7 protein-coding genes are annotated in these 14,603 nt (G+C 64.9%); 4 read left to right on the top strand and 3 right to left on the bottom strand.

Translation table 11 applies throughout. The features are described 5' to 3' along the window. Positions 1–55: 55 nt before the first annotated feature. Entirely contained in the window at positions 56–1,765 is a 1,710-nt protein-coding gene (locus tag VI26_RS06330) for a ShlB/FhaC/HecB family hemolysin secretion/activation protein (protein WP_082150915.1), read from the bottom strand. Positions 1,766–2,215: 450 nt separating this feature from the next. Between VI26_RS06330 and VI26_RS06325 the strand changes: the two genes are divergently transcribed. The 4 genes from VI26_RS06325 to VI26_RS06310 all read left to right on the top strand — a co-directional run bounded on the left by VI26_RS06325 (position 2,216) and on the right by VI26_RS06310 (position 12,673). After that, positions 2,216–7,894, top strand: a complete 5,679-nt coding sequence (locus VI26_RS06325) for an alpha-2-macroglobulin (RefSeq protein WP_231580965.1) — start codon at positions 2,216–2,218, stop codon at positions 7,892–7,894. Beyond that, the gene (pbpC, locus tag VI26_RS06320) at positions 7,884–10,070 is read left to right on the top strand and encodes a penicillin-binding protein 1C (RefSeq protein ID WP_053074262.1); all 2,187 of its coding nucleotides are present in this window, start codon (positions 7,884–7,886) and stop codon (positions 10,068–10,070) included. The genes VI26_RS06325 and pbpC overlap by 11 nt, the downstream gene beginning before the upstream one ends. A 73-nt stretch (positions 10,071–10,143) precedes the next feature. Further along, positions 10,144–11,181 carry a patatin-like phospholipase family protein gene (locus VI26_RS06315; RefSeq protein ID WP_048408904.1) on the top strand — a complete coding sequence of 346 codons (1,038 nt, stop codon included), beginning with the start codon at positions 10,144–10,146 and terminating at the stop codon, positions 11,179–11,181. Between the two features lie 427 nt (positions 11,182–11,608). Then, positions 11,609–12,673, top strand: a complete 1,065-nt coding sequence (locus VI26_RS06310) for a hypothetical protein (RefSeq protein ID WP_156183763.1) — start codon at positions 11,609–11,611, stop codon at positions 12,671–12,673. Positions 12,674–12,755: 82 nt separating this feature from the next. On the opposite strand, the gene yedF is transcribed toward VI26_RS06310, so the two are convergent. Next, positions 12,756–12,995 (bottom strand): sulfurtransferase-like selenium metabolism protein YedF, encoded by a 240-nt coding sequence (yedF, locus tag VI26_RS06305; protein ID WP_019100738.1) that lies wholly within the window; start codon positions 12,993–12,995, stop codon positions 12,756–12,758. Next, complete coding sequence (gene yedE / locus VI26_RS06300; RefSeq protein WP_048408902.1) at positions 12,992–14,203, bottom strand: selenium metabolism membrane protein YedE/FdhT; 1,212 nt, start codon at positions 14,201–14,203, stop codon at positions 12,992–12,994. Before yedE ends, yedF begins: the two co-directional genes overlap by 4 nt. Positions 14,204–14,603: the final 400 nt, after the last annotated feature.

Below are 14,603 nucleotides of genomic sequence, written 5' to 3'. Positions count from 1 at the left end.
CGATAAGGGCGGGACCCTCTGTGCAGCGTCTTGCCGCCGGCCCCGAATTCAAAGATCAAAATTGCAGGTTCAGGCTGAAGCCAGAGGCGGCGCCAGTGTGGAAGCCGGCGGGTTTCTGGATCGGCCAGCCGGTGAACATGTCGTAGGACAGGCGCTTGAACAGGCTGCCGCGCATGCCGACGGCGCCTCCGGCCAGTTGCCGGCCTATCAGCTGGCTGCTGGCGGCGCCGCTGACGCGCCCCAGGTCCAGGCCCAGATACAGCTCCTGCCCGCTGGGGCCCATCGCCCAGGACAGTTCGTTGCGCCACAGCCAGCCACGCTCGCTGGACAGGCTCAAGTCGCCGTCGAAGCCGCGCACGGTGTAGCGGCCGCCAATCGAGAAACGGTCCTGCGGCACCAGCGCGCCCTTGCTCCACTGGCCGCGCCATTGGCTGTTGAGCCGCAGTTTCTGCGCGCCGATTTGCAGCGGCTGGGTATAGCTCAGCTCCGCGGACACGATGCTGGGCCGGGAACCGCCGTTGCCCGTTTCCTCTTCCGGCGCGTTCAAGGCGCCCAGCATGCCGCTGCCGCGCCGCCAGTTGAGGCCGGCGTCCAGCGTGGCGTCGCCCAGATAGGAGCGCTGGTTCAGCCCCAGCTCCCAGCCCGCGGTCTGCCGATGCTGCAGGCGGATTTCCGTGTCTTCGACGAAGTTGCGCGATTTGCGCTGGTAGGCGCGCAGGCTCAGCGTGGTCTTGTGCGCCTGGCTGCGATACACCACTCGCGACAGGCTGAGTTGGCTGTTTTCGCTGTCGCCGCGATACAGGTATTTCTCATTGGCGCCGGCTATGGTCTGGTGATAGCGGTAATCGTTGAGCGTGAGACCCAGCTGCCAGTAGCCCAGGGGCAGCGAGTAATGCAGCGACCGGCTTTTGGAGCCCAGCGGGTCATGCTGGAACAAATCCTTGCCCTGGCTGTAATAGAACAGGTCGTTGACGGTGAGCAGATTGTCCAGCGACAAGGTGGCGCTGCCCTGGTAGCGGCCGGTGGCGTCGCTGCCGCCATCGTCCAGGCTCAAGGACAGCCGGATGGGCAAGGTCTCTTTCCAGGCGATCACCAAGTCGCTTTCGCCATCGGCGCCGGCTGGTTCGATCTGGATGTCGGCGTCCGCCGTCGGCACCCGTTTGAAGTTTTCCAGCGCCTGTTCGATATCGCGCAAGTTGAGCACATCGCCCGGCCGCGCCGGCAGCGCGTTGAACCAGCGCGCGCGCCACGACGCCGGATCGGCGAAGCGGATCGCATGAATGCGGCCGGGGATCAGCGTCAGCGTCAGCACGCCCGGCTTCAGGTCCTGTGGCTTGATCAACACCCGGGTGGTGACATAGCCCTGGGCGATCAAGGCGTTCTGCACCCGCTTCATCGCCAGGTTCACCCCCTGGACGCCCAGGCAGCGGCCGGCGGCGTTGGCCGCCTCCAGCGCCCAATGGAAACGCTCGGCCAGTTCGCCCTCCAGCCTGAGCTCGCGGATGGCGAAGCATGGGGCCTCGCCAACGGGGTAGTCCGCCAGCGCATCGGCCTGGCGCGGCAGGCGCACATCGGGTGCCGCCGGCTGCACTTGCTCTTGCAAGACCCGCTCGCGCTCCTGCTGCAAGATCAATTGCTGATCGGGAGACGGCGTGGCCGCCGGCAGCGCCGATGCCGGCACGGCAAAACCCAGCGCCAAAAACGCAGCCGCGGCCTGGCCGGCCGGCTCACGGCAAACCCAGTCCGATACTTTCAAATGCCCCATACAAAAATAGCGTTTTCTTGAAAATCCGCGATTTTATGACAATGGAGCCCGCTCCCAATCCGTATAACTACGTAGTTTCGAATTGTTAATCTTCACATAAACACACAAAAAAACTGTTGTTTTGATTAGGAATTTTTGCTCTAGACCATTATGCCCATTCAGCCAGCGAGCCCGGTGGGACATGCCTCGGCCAAGGCTGGAGCGCAAACAAAAACATGGCTGGGATTCCGTTGGCGATGGATTCGCGCTCGGCCAAATCCCTTTCTCTTCGCATGACGGGAATCTGTAATTCACCTAGAAAAATCACATTGGAATGGTAAAAAAAACAACAAATCCATGTTCGAATCTTAATACCCTCGCCCAAAGCGACAAATAAAGATTGCGGCCATTCCCCGCGCAATGTCCGGTCAGCCGCGTATAATCGCAATGGTATTTTCCGGAGCCTTGCCCATGTCCTTGCCATCCCGTCTCGCGTCCGTCCTGCTCGGCGTCGCCAGCGCCGCCAGCCTGGCCGCCGGCGTCACCACCTTCAGCCCCCAGGGTGAAGTCAAAGAAGTGCAGCAGGTGCGCGCCACTTTCAACAGCAGCATGATTCCGCTGGGCAATAGCGCCGCGCCGGCGCCGTTCGCCTGGAGCTGCGGCCTGAAGGCCAAGGGCCATTGGGTGGACGACAAGAGCTGGGTGCTGGACGTATCGGAAACCCCGGCCGCCAATACCGATTGCCGCTTCACGCCCAAGCCCGGCCTCAAGGATCTGCAGGGCAAGGCGGTGGGCGCCGGCCTGAGCTTTCGTTTCTACACCGGCGCGCCGGTAGTGGTGGAACGCTGGCCGCGCAACGGCCGCATCGAGGAAGACCAGGCCTTCGTGCTGCAATTCAACGGTGTCGGCGTGCCGGCCTCGTCCCTGTATTGCCAATCCTCCAGCCTGCCGGAACGCATCCCGGTCCAGCCCTTGCCGGCCGGCGAGCGCGCGGCGCTGCTCAAGCATCTGAAATTGGAATCGCAAGCCGCCAAGGTGCTGACGCTGCGCTGCGGCCAGCGCCTGGCGCCGGACAGCAAGCTCACCCTGGTGCACCAGCGCGGCGCGGCCACGCCGGACCGCCTCAACTACCAAGTGCGACCGCCGTTCAGCGCCAGCATGAGCTGCCTGCGCGAGAACGCTAAAGGCGCTTGCATCCCGTTCAAGCCCATCACCCTCAACTTCAGCTCGCCGGTGCCGGAAAAACTGGCGATGGCGGTGCGCCTGAGCGGCGCCGGCGCCGAACGTGCGCCGCAGCCAGAGGCCCGCAGCAAGGGCGAGCCAGTGGACAGCATCAGCTTCGCGCCGCCGTTCCCGCCCTTGGAAACGCTGACGCTGAAACTGCCCAAGGACTTTGGCGACGAGGTGGGCCGGCCGCTGGTCAACGCCGAGCGCTTCCCCCTGGCCATCAAGCTGGCCGACTATCCGCCGCTGGCCAAATTCGCCGCCGCGCCGTTCGGCATCATAGAGTCCGGCGCGGACGCGGCGCTGCCCATCACCCTGCGCGGGGTGGAAGGCGATCTCAACATCAAATCGGTGCAATTGGGCGGTCAGGCGCTGCGGCTGAACAAGGACCAGGACATGATGGCCTGGCTGGCCAAGGTGCTGCGCTATCACGAGAGCTACCTGCCCGCGGGCAAGGACAAGACCATAGAAAGCCGCCGCCTGTCGCTGCTGGCCAAGGAGCCAGACGCCCAGCCGCTGAAGCTGCCCAGCCAGCCGGACAAGCAGGGCAAATGGCCGTTCGAAGTGGTGGGCATCCCGCTGCCCAAGCCCGGCCTCTACGTGGTGGAAGTGTCGTCGCGGCTGCTGGGCAAATCGCTGCTGGCCAGCAATAAGCCGATGTATGTGCGCACCGCCGCGCTGGTCACCAATATGGCGGTGCACTTCAAGAGCTCCAAGGAAAACGCCGCGGTGTGGGTGACCACGCTGGACAAGGGCAAGCCGGTGTCGGCCGCCCGCGTCAACATCTATGACTGCAAGGGCAATGCGCTGTGGTCCGGCAAGACCGACGCCAAGGGCGTGGCCGCGGTCAAATCCGTGCTGCCGGCCGGCAACTGCGATAACGAAGAACTGTCCGGCCTGTTCATCACCGCCGCCGCCAAGGACGCCAATGGCAACGACGACGTGTCCTTCGTGCGTTCCAGCTGGAACCGCGGCATAGAATCCTGGCGCTTCCCCTTCCCCACCCAGTGGAGCGACAGCCCCAACATCCTGGCCCACACCATTCTGGACCGCGCCTTGTTCCGCGCCGGCGAAACCGTGTCGATGAAGCATCTGCTGCGCACCCAGGTCAGCCGCGGCCTGGCGCAGCTCAAGCCCGGCCAGTTGCCGCAGCAATTGCGCATCGTCCACGACGGCAGCGGCGACGAAATCAACCTGCCACTGAGCTGGCGCAACGGCCGCTACGCGGAGAGCAGCTACGCGCTGCCCAAGGAAGCCAAGCTGGGCGAATACACCCTCTACCTGGAACGCAAGGGCGCGCGCGGGCCGGACGACAAGGACAAACCCTCCAGCCCGGAGCTGGACGGCTATTCGCTGCACAGCGGCGGTTTCCGGGTGGAGGAATTCCGCCTGCCCACCATGAGCGGCCGCATCTCCACGGTGAAGAACGCCGGCATCGCGCCCAAGCAGTTGCCGCTCAATGTGTCCCTGTCCTGGGGCAACGGCGGTCCGGCCAAGGGCTGGCCGGTGGAAGTCAGCGCCATGCTGGCCGACGCCTACCAGCGCATCAAGGGTTATGAGGATTACAGCTTCTCCCCGCCGCAGCGCCAGCGCGAGCAGGCTGAGTCCTCGCTCGATGGCAAGGTGCTGCTGGACAAGTCCGCGCTGCAACTGGACGCCAACGGCAACGGCAAGACCACGCTGGACAAGCTGCCCAAGCTGGACCGCCGCTACGACCTGGTCACCGAGGCCGCCTACCGCGACCCCAACGGCGAAGTGCAAACCCTGACCCGCCGCATTCCGCTGTGGCCGGCCGGCCTGCAAGTGGGCATCAGCGTGGACAGCTGGATCACCGCCGGCCGCGCGCTGCAGCTCAAGGCCGTGGTGCTGGACACCGCCGGCAAGCCGCTGGCCGGCAAGAACGTCAAGATCAGCCTGCGCGAACACCGCTACCTGTCCAGCCGCAAGCGGCTGGTGGGCGGCTTCTACGCCTGGGACCACAATGAGGAAACCGACGACAAGGGCAAGGTGTGCAGCGGCGGCACCGACGGCCGCGGCCTGATGTTCTGCGAAATCAATCTCAAGGACGCCGGCGACATGGAGTTGATCGCCGAAGCCAGCGACGACAACGGCAACCTGGCGCAAAGCGCGCAATCGGTGTGGGTCAGCAAGCACGACGAGCTGTGGTTCGACGTGGACAACAACGACCGCATCGACATCCTGCCGGAAAAAATCAGCTACGCCCCCGGCGAAACCGCCCGCTTCCAGGTACGCATGCCTTTCCGCAAAGCCACCGCCTGGCTGGCGATAGAGCGCGAAGGCGTGATCGAAACCCGAGTGGTGGAACTGGAAGGCAAGAACCCAGTGATCGAGCTCAAGATCGAGCCGGGCTGGACCCCTAACGTCTACGTCTCGGTGCTGGCGGTGCGCGGCCGCGTGCGCGAAGTGCCGTGGTACTCCTTCTTCACCTGGGGCTGGAAAACCCCGAGCGAATGGTGGGACGCCTACTGGAACGAAGGCGGCGATTACACCCCGCCCACCAGCATGGTGGACCTGTCGCGGCCGGCCTTCAAATACGGCATCGCCGAAATCCAGGTGGGCGACGCCGCCAAGCGGCTGGACGTGACGGTGAGCCCGGCGCGCAAGAGCTACGGCATACGCGAAACCGCCGACGTGACCATCCAGGTCAAGCTGCCCGGCGGCAAGCCGGCGCCGGCCGGCACCGAAGTGGCCTTCGCCGCCGTGGACGAGGCGCTGCTGGAACTGCAGCCCAACCGCAGCTGGGAACTGATGCAGGCGATGTACCAGCGCCACAGCTACGGCGTGGAAACCGCCACCGCCCAACTGGAAGTGGTGGGCAAGCGCCATTACGGCCGCAAATCGCTGCCGCCGGGCGGCGGCGGCGGCAAGGCGCCCACTCGCGAACTGCTGGACACCCTGCTGCTGTGGCAGCCCCGCGTGGTGCTGGACGCCAACGGCAGCGCCCGCGTCAAAGTGCCGATCAACGACGCGCTGACCCGCTTCCGCCTGGTGGCGGTGGCCGACGCGGGCAATGATTTGTTCGGCACCGGCGAAGCCGGCTTCAATGTCACCCAGGACCTGCAATTGAGCTCCGGCATCCCGCCGCTGGCGCGCGAAGGCGACCAGTTCAGCGCCGGCGTCACCGTGCGCAACGGCGGCGACAAGCCGCTCAAGGTCAAGGTCCAGGCCGGCGCGCCCGGCCTGCCGGCCTTGCCGCCGCAGGAAATCAGCCTGCCGGTGGGCGAAGCGCGGCTGTTGAGCTGGCCGGTGACGGTGCCCAACGACGTCAAGGAACTGAAATGGAGCTTCAGCGCCCAGCAAGTGGACGGCAAGGCCGCCGACAAGCTGGCGCTGCGCCAGGAAATCGAGCCGGCGGTGCCCATCACCGTGGAGCAGGCCACGCTGCAACGCGTGGCGCCGGAACTGAGCATCCCCGTCGCCTTGCCGCCGGGCGCCCTGCCCGGCCGCGGCGGCATCCGCGTCAGCCTGCAGGCCAAGCTGGGCAATGAACTGCCCGGCGTGCGCCGCTGGTTCCAGGACTACCCCTATGTCTGCCTGGAACAGCGCAGCTCGGTGGCGCTGGGCCTGGCCGACGCCAAGCGCTGGGATCAATTGATGAGCGAGCTGCCGCTGTATCTGGACGGTAGCGGCCTCGCCGCCTACTTCCCGCTGGCCGAAGGCGCGCCGGATCGCGGCAGCGACATCCTCAGCGGCTATCTGCTGGCCGCCGCCCACGAAGCCGGCGTCGCCATCCCCGAAGCCCAGCGCGCGCGGCTGCTGGACGGCCTGTCCGCCTTCGTCGAGGGCCGGATCAAGCGCGATCTGCCGCTGGGTCGCCAGGACGCAGACGCCCGCCGCCTGAGCGCGATGGAAGCGCTGGCGCGCTACGGCCGCTTCCGCCCGGCCATGCTGGACGTGCTGGATCTCAACCCGCAGAAGATGAGCACCGCCATGCTGGTGGACTGGCTGGCGCTGCTGAACCGCGCCGCCGACATCCCGCAGCGCGCCGCGCGGCTGAGCGAGGCGGAAAACCTGCTGCGCGCGCGGCTCACCTACCAGGGCACGCGCATGGGCTTCAGCACCGAGGCCAGCGACAACGCCTGGTGGCTGATGGGCAGCGCCGACGTCAACGCCGCCAAGCTGCTGCTGACGGTGCGCAAGCTGCCGGGCTGGCAGGCGGACATGCCGCGCCTGCTCACCGGCCTGCTGGGGCGTCAGCAAAAAGGCCATTGGGGCACCACCACCTCCAATCTGTGGGGCAGCCTGGCCGTCGCGCAATTCTCGCGTCAATTCGAAACCACGCCGGTCAGCGGCCAGACCAGCGCCGCGCTGGGCGGCGCCAAGCTGAACCTGGGCTGGCCGCAGGAAGGCATCAAACAGTTGGGCCTGCTGCCCTGGCCCGCTGGCGGCGGCAGCCTGCAGCTCAAGCACGCCGGCGGCGGCGCGCCGTGGGCCACCATCCAGGCCGAAGCCGCCATCGCGCTCAAGGCGCCGCGCTACGCCGGCTACAGCATCAAGAAAACGCTGAGCCCGGTCAGCCAGAAAACCAGCGGCCAGTACCAGCCCGGCGACGTGGTCAAGGTCACACTGGAAATCCAGGCGCAAAGCGATATGACCTGGGTAGTGGTCAACGACCCGATCCCCGCCGGCGCCACCATCCTGGGTTCCGGCCTGGGCCGGGATTCCGCGATCAACGCCAAGGCCGACAACGACGGCGACCCCGCCGATTACGTGGAGCGCCGCTTCTCCGGCTACCGCGCCTACTACGGCTACGTGCCGCGCGGCGGCCTGAAAGCCAGCTACACCATGCGCCTGAACAACCCCGGCGCCTTCAAGCTGCCACCGACGCGGGTGGAAGCGCTGTACGCGCCGGACGTGTTCGGCATGTTGCCCAACCCGGTATTCAAGATAGTCGATGGCAAATAGAGCGAGATGGACCTGGCTGGCGGCGCTGGCTTTCAGCGCCGCCGCCGCGCCGGCGCTGGCCCAGCCCAGCTTTCAGCAGGTCAAGGCGGAATGGCGGCCGTCGGACGTGGTGGTACTGGACCGCAACGGCCAGCCGCTGCAGCGGCTGCGAGTGGACAAGCAAGGCCGGCGGCTGGACTGGGTGGGCCTGGCCGATACCTCGCCCGCCTTTCGCCACGCGCTGGTGGTGTCGGAAGACCGGCGTTTCTATCAGCACAGCGGCGTGGACTGGTCCGGCGTGGCCGCCGCGGCCTGGGGCAATCTGTGGAACACCCGCACCCGCGGCGCGTCCACGCTAACCATGCAGCTGGCCGGCCTGCTGGATAACGATCTCAAAGTGGGCCGCAATGGCCGCAGCCTGTGGCAGAAAATGGGCCAGGGCTGGTCCGCTGCCTGGCTGGAAACCCACTGGAGCAAGGCGCAGATCCTGGAGGCCTACCTCAATCTGGTCGGCTTCCGCGGCGAGCTGGTGGGCCTGTCCGCCTTGTCCGCCACCTTGTTCGGCAAACTGCCGGCCGGCCTCAATCTGGAAGAATCCGCCATCGCGGTGGCGCTGATCCGCGCGCCCAACGCCACGCCGGACAAAGTGGCCGTCCGCGCCTGCCGCATTCTGCAGGACATGCGCCGCCAGCCCAATTGCGCGGCGCTGGCGGTGCGCACCCGCCAGGCGCTGGCGCAGAGCCGCGCCGCCAATCCGCTGGCGGAGCAGGACGCCCCCCACTTCGCCCAAAAGCTGCTGCAGCGCCAGCCGTTGACGGCCGGCAGCCGCATCGCCTCCACGATGGACCTGGGCCTGCAGCGCTATGCCGCCTCGGTGCTGCGCCGCCACCTGGCCGCGCTGGCGCAGCGCAATGTGCAGGACGGCGCGCTGGTGGTGTTGGACAACGCCAGCGGCGACATCCTGGCCTGGGTGGGCTCCAGCGGCCGCGGCCTGTCCAACGCCGCCGAAGTGGATGGCGTCACCTCGCTGCGCCAGGCCGGCTCCACCCTCAAACCCTTCCTCTATCAGTTGGCGCTGGAGCGGCGCTACCTGAGCGCCGCCTCCCTGCTGGATGACAGCCCGCTAAGCCTGCAAACCGGCACCGGCTTGTACGCGCCGCAAAACTACGCCAAGGACTTCAAGGGCCTGGTGTCGGCGCGCACCGCGCTGGCCTCCTCCCTCAATGTGCCGGCGGTGCGCGCCATTGAAATGGTGGGCCCCAACGCGCTGCGCGACCGCCTGTACCGGCTGGGCCTGAGCAGCCTGCAGCAGGACGGCGACTACTACGGCTTCAGCCTGGCGCTGGGCGCCGCCGACATCCGCCTGCTGGAGCTGGCCAACGCCTACCGCACCCTGGCCAATCAGGGCCTGGCCAGCCCGACCCGCTGGACGCTGGCGGACCCCAAGCCCAAGCCGCAGCGGCAGCTGGACGCCGCCAGCAGCTTCATCATCGCCGACATCCTGTCCGACCGCACCGCGCGCGCGCGCACCTTCGGCCTGGAGAGCGCGCTATCCACCCGTTACTGGAGCGCGGTCAAGACCGGCACCAGCAAGGACATGCGCGACAACTGGGCGGTGGGCTTCTCGCGCCAGCGCACGGTGGCGGTATGGGTGGGCAACGCCGCCGGCGAGCCGATGTGGGACGTGTCCGGCATGCACGGCGCGGCCCCGGTGTGGCAGGCGGTGCTGGACCGCGCGCAGCAAGGCGCGCCGGCCTCCCTGCCGCCGCCCCCGCCGCCCGGCGTGGTGAGCCAGAACGTGCGTTATGAAGGGGATGTGGAAGCCAGCCGCCGCGAATGGTTCCTGGCCGGCACCGAGCGCGCGCTGATCGTGCCGGAGCGCGGCAGCGCCGCCAGCCAGACGCCGGGCATCGCCGCCCCGGTGGATGGCAGCGTCTACGCGCTGGACCCGGACATTCCGCCGGCCAACCAGCGCCTGTTATTGCGCGCGCGCGGCGTGGCCCGCCCGCAATGGTGGCTGAACGGCAAGCGCCTGGGCGTAGGCGCCAGCCTGCCCTGGTTCCCCTGGCCTGGCCGCCACGCGCTGGAACTGCGTGACGCCAAGGGCCTGGTGGTGGAGAAAATCCGTTTCGAAGTGCGCGGCGCGGTGGCCACACCTGTCCGAAAGGCCGGCAAACCAAGCGCTCGCGTCAACTAGTAGCCGCAAACGCCGCCTCATGCCGTAAACATAAATGGCGAGTCATTCCCATTTCAACGACAAGGAGCGGCATATGAAATATTCATTCGAAAACCTGGCGCTGTCCGGCGGCGGCGTCTGGGGCATCGCCTACCTGGGCATGCTGGAGGAACTGGAGCGGGCCGGCGCGCTGGCGCAAATCCAGCGCGTGGTCGGCGCCTCCGCCGGCGCCATATCCTCCATGCTGATCAGTTTCCGCCTCAGCGCGGCCAAGACCCAGGAACTGTCCGACTCCCTGGACTACAGCAAGATTCCGCAAAAAGTGGCTGATCCGGCCACGCCGCAACTGCAGGCCGCGCACAAGGCCTTCCAAGCCCAGCTGGCCCTGGAGCCTCACGCCAAAAACATCTCGCTCGAAGACTTCATCTGCCTGCTGCGCCTGTTCAACAAGAAAGGCTGGTATTCCAGCGACTACTTCTACCACTGGCTGAAAGGCGTGGTCGCCAGCCAGTTCAAGGACGGACGGCCGGACAAGAAATACACTTTCGCCGACTTCGCCAAGCCGGCGCTGCACAAAAACGACCAGCCCTTCCGCCAGCTCCACGTGATAGGCTGCGACGCCAACACCCATCAGGCCAGAATATTCTCCGCCGAGCTGACGCCGGACGTGGAAGTGGCCGAGGCGGTGCGCATCTCCATGTCCATCCCCTTCTTCTTCGAAGCGCAGAACTTCAGCTACCCCGGCCAGCCAGCCGGCGTATTCGTCGACGGCGGCACCATCTGGAACTACCCGATCAACTTCTTCGACGACAAGTACCCAGCAAAGCCCAAGCAGGGAGAAGATAAGGAGGAGGAGAAAACCTTCGGCGCCCGTTTCGACGCGCCGCTGGGCAAGCCGTCACCGGACGCCAACCTGATCCAGCACATCCAGAACATCGCCCAGAGCGCCTGGCAAGCGCAAAACCTGAACTATCAGTATTCGCCGCGGGATCAGGCGCGCAGCATCAATATCCCCACCGAAGGCGTCTTGGCCACGGACTTCAATATCAAGACCGGTGACGACAAGTATCAGCGGCTATTCCAGGCCGGCGCCGCCGCCACCCGCGCCTTCCTCTCGCGCTGCGAGCGCTAAGCTGGAGCCCCCGCGCTGTTGAGCGCGGGGGTGCTCGCCTCATCCACGATCCGGCTTTGCAACTGATCTTTCTACCCATGCGGTGATGATTACAGGCACCCTACCCCGAAGAACTGATCTTTCGGCGTAGGAAACCTCTATTCGCCTGCGCGCCTTTCGCAACACTAAGTACCGCCTTCCCTTAAATGGCCTCACGCAGATTTCCACTTAAGTGTTTTCCATCGGCGCGCCGTTCTAGCCGGGCTTTATGCTGATTGAGCGCGGCGACTAGCGACGACTCGGCTTCCGAGATCTATATGCTCCCCTGCCTGCCGTCTACTCCATATCGGAAAAACCGCAACGCGAAATTATTTTTGCACTCCCAAGCCAGCCGCATCGAAATCCCGCATGCGCGCCGTATGCGTTCTTAATTTCAGGAGTAGATCTCATGAGCACGAAATGGAATGACATCTTAATCAGGAAGGCACTCAACGACACAGGCGTCACCCCTTACACCGGAGGCACCTGGACCAACTCCCCCGACATTATTCCGAACGGCACCTTAGTGGAACCCAATCCGCAGCAAGCATTCGGAGCCAAGACTTACAATGCCGACGTTGGCAAACCCACCATCTTCATGCAGCAGAATTATTTCTATGTTCGCGGCAAGAATCTCTCTTCCGGCGCCGACGCCGGTAAAATCTACCTGTATTACTGCCCGCAAAACCTGTTCCTGTTTCCGTCCCTGTGGTCCCAAAACCAGCTCAAAACCAGTTCACACCAAGACTATGTGCAAGTGGTGGCCAATGATGTCAATGAAGTCACCGTCACACCGGAGCCCTTCACCTTCTTGCCCACCTCGGAAACTCACAGCTGCCTGATTGCCCGGGTCAGCACCCCCAATCACCCCAATCCCCTGCCGCAAGATGGGGAAATCGGCACCATGGCGCAATTAGCCAACTACATCGCCAGCCACCCCAATATGGGATGGCGCAATGTGGCCTTGGTCAACAAGGGCATTCCGTCTTACACCAATTACTTCACCCTGGACACAACCTGCCTGAAACCGGGCACCGAATACCTGTTCTTGGTGGGGCTGAGCTATAAAGGCTTGACCCCGGGCAGCATCCTGGCCTTCTCCTCCGGCACCCCCATCCCCTCGGGTCCGGACAAAGGCGTCGTCATTCAACACCCACCCACCCCCGTAGACCAGGCCGACGGCTCCTTTGGCACTCGTTACCTGACGATCCCGGCCGGTTTCAAAACCAGCGTTTCGTTCACCTACACAGCCAAACCGCCTATCCAGCAAGGATGGTCTTTGCAGTTCTTCGCGGTCTACCTGCCCTTGCAAGCCGCCGCCAACAGCGATGATCAGACCGCCCGCGACCTCGCCATCCCGGTGCATGAGCACGGCATTCCGGGCCTGGACCTCAACCATCCCCTGCTGCGCCTGGCGCCGAACGGCATTGTGCCCGGCATCAAACTGGGCGATGTCAGCCTGATCGGACAATAAAAAACGCCCCCGATGAGCATGGCGCTCGTCGGGGGCATTTCAATTTCACACCGGCCCGCAAAACCGCTCGGGCGCGCCGCGTTCAACGCTGGATCAGATAACGTATCGTCGGGCCGTCCTGCTGGATTTCCAACACCGTGTAGCCATGGTTCTTGGCGTCCAGCGGGATGTTGTTGATCGACTGCGGGCAATCGGTCACCACCTCCAGGATTTCGCCTGGCTGCAGCTGCGGCATCGCCTCCAGCGTGGCCACCGCCGGATATGGGCAAGGCTCGCCCATCATGTCCAAACGGTAATTGGGAGTGTAACTCTGCTTGCTCATGCCGCCTCCTTGCTGAATCTAGCCGCCCGCGCCTTATTGGCGAAAAAGCGTTTTTCCCACCACATCACCGCCAGCATCGCCAGCGCCAACATCGCGTAAGTGAGCACCAGGCCGCCTTGCGGGCCAAACACCGCCAGCAGATTGACCTTGGCGTAATCGGTTGCCACCGCCGGCGCGATATCGTCCCACCACGCCGCCAGCAAGGTGGCGCCGACGATATTGCCCAGCCCCACCCACCAATAATGCACCTGGCCCTCCACCGCGCGATACATCCAGCCGGTTTCGCAACCGCCGGCCAGCACGATGCCGAAGCCGAACAAGACCCCGCCTATCACCGCATTCGGGCCGGCCCACAGTATCTTGGGCGGCACGCCCAGCTGCACATAGCTGTACACGCCAATCACGCTCACCGCCATGCCGGCGATGATGGCCTTGGCCATCTGAGTGCGGCCGGTCAGCCACAGATCGCGGAAGGCCGAGGTGAAGCACACCTGCGCGCGCTCGATGATCAGACCGAAAGCCAGGCCGAACAAGGCCGCCAGCCCCAGCTTGGGCATGGAGAAGGTGCGGGCCAGCGCCCACAGCGTGAAGGCGACGAAAATCAGCATGCCCAGGCGGAAACGACGCCGCGCCTGGTCCTCGCGCTGCTGCAAGGGCTGCGGCGCGCTCACCTTCTGCAGCTTCACCGGAATGCGGAACACCGGCAGCATGGTCACGCGCGCGCCAAACCAGGAACCGGACGCCGTCGCCAGCGCAAATAGCCAGGCATGCAGGGAAAACTGCGGAATGCCGGTGAAGAAGGCCGCCAGATTGCAGCCCATCGCCAGACGCGCGCCAAAGCCGGCGATCAAACCGCCCAGTACCGCCTGCACGATGCGGACGCGATGATGCGGCATGCGCAGCTTGACGTTATTGGCCCACAAGGCCGCGGACAGGCAGCCGGCGAACATGCCTATGATCATCATGCCGTCCACCCGGTCCAGCGGCGTGCCTTCCAGGTGGATCACCTTGAAATAGCCCCAGGTTTCCGGATGAAAGCCAAACAGCTGCAAGGCGTGACCGCCCCAGCGCGTGAACTCCCCGGTCACCGCCCAGAAAGTGCCGGTAATGCCAAAATAATAAGCGGACAACACCCCGGCGGCGATCACCGCCGGCACCGGCGCCCAGAAGCGCACCAGGTATTGCGTCTTGAAATCCTGCCAAGTCATGGCTCAGACGTCTCCCAATAAAAAAACCTGCCCGCGGGCAGGGTCAAAAACATACGGTTGGCATTGTAGAACAGTGCGTGAACCATGTCAGCGCCAGATTGTCGCACCCACGGCCGTCCGCGGCAAACCCGAAACCGGCCCGCCTTGATCCGGCTCAGCCGGCGCCGGCCTATCCAACTGGTTTCGATTAAAACAAAATCCCTTTGGCATCAAAGCCTTTGTGCCGGCCAGCAAAAACACATAGAATAAGCTCGCTTTTTAACAAAAACTATCAACAGCTGCTGAAACCAGCAGCTGCCAGCGGCGCGAAACCCGCATGCAGCCTGTGTTCGCCCCGATAAAACCATCGCTCAACGAACCTTAAGCCCATGGATCTCAACACCCTGCTCGCCAGCTTCGC

The sequence above is a fragment of the Chromobacterium sp. LK1 genome (genome assembly GCF_001043555.1).
In the GTDB taxonomy this organism is placed as follows: domain Bacteria; phylum Pseudomonadota; class Gammaproteobacteria; order Burkholderiales; family Chromobacteriaceae; genus Chromobacterium; species Chromobacterium aquaticum.
This window is presented reverse-complemented; position numbering and strand designations above follow the sequence as displayed.

Bases quoted from the DNA above. Each gene is read 5' to 3' on its own strand.
- VI26_RS06325 (WP_231580965.1), top strand. From the start codon at position 2,216: ATGTCCTTGCCATCCCGTCTCGCGTCCGTCCTGCTCGGCGTCGCCAGC.
- VI26_RS06330 (WP_082150915.1), bottom strand. From the start codon at position 1,765: ATGGGGCATTTGAAAGTATCGGACTGGGTTTGCCGTGAGCCGGCCGGC.
- yedE (WP_048408902.1), bottom strand. From the start codon at position 14,203: ATGACTTGGCAGGATTTCAAGACGCAATACCTGGTGCGCTTCTGGGCG.
- pbpC (WP_053074262.1), top strand. From the start codon at position 7,884: ATGGCAAATAGAGCGAGATGGACCTGGCTGGCGGCGCTGGCTTTCAGC.
- VI26_RS06310 (WP_156183763.1), top strand. From the start codon at position 11,609: ATGAGCACGAAATGGAATGACATCTTAATCAGGAAGGCACTCAACGAC.
- VI26_RS06315 (WP_048408904.1), top strand. From the start codon at position 10,144: ATGAAATATTCATTCGAAAACCTGGCGCTGTCCGGCGGCGGCGTCTGG.
- yedF (WP_019100738.1), bottom strand. From the start codon at position 12,995: ATGAGCAAGCAGAGTTACACTCCCAATTACCGTTTGGACATGATGGGC.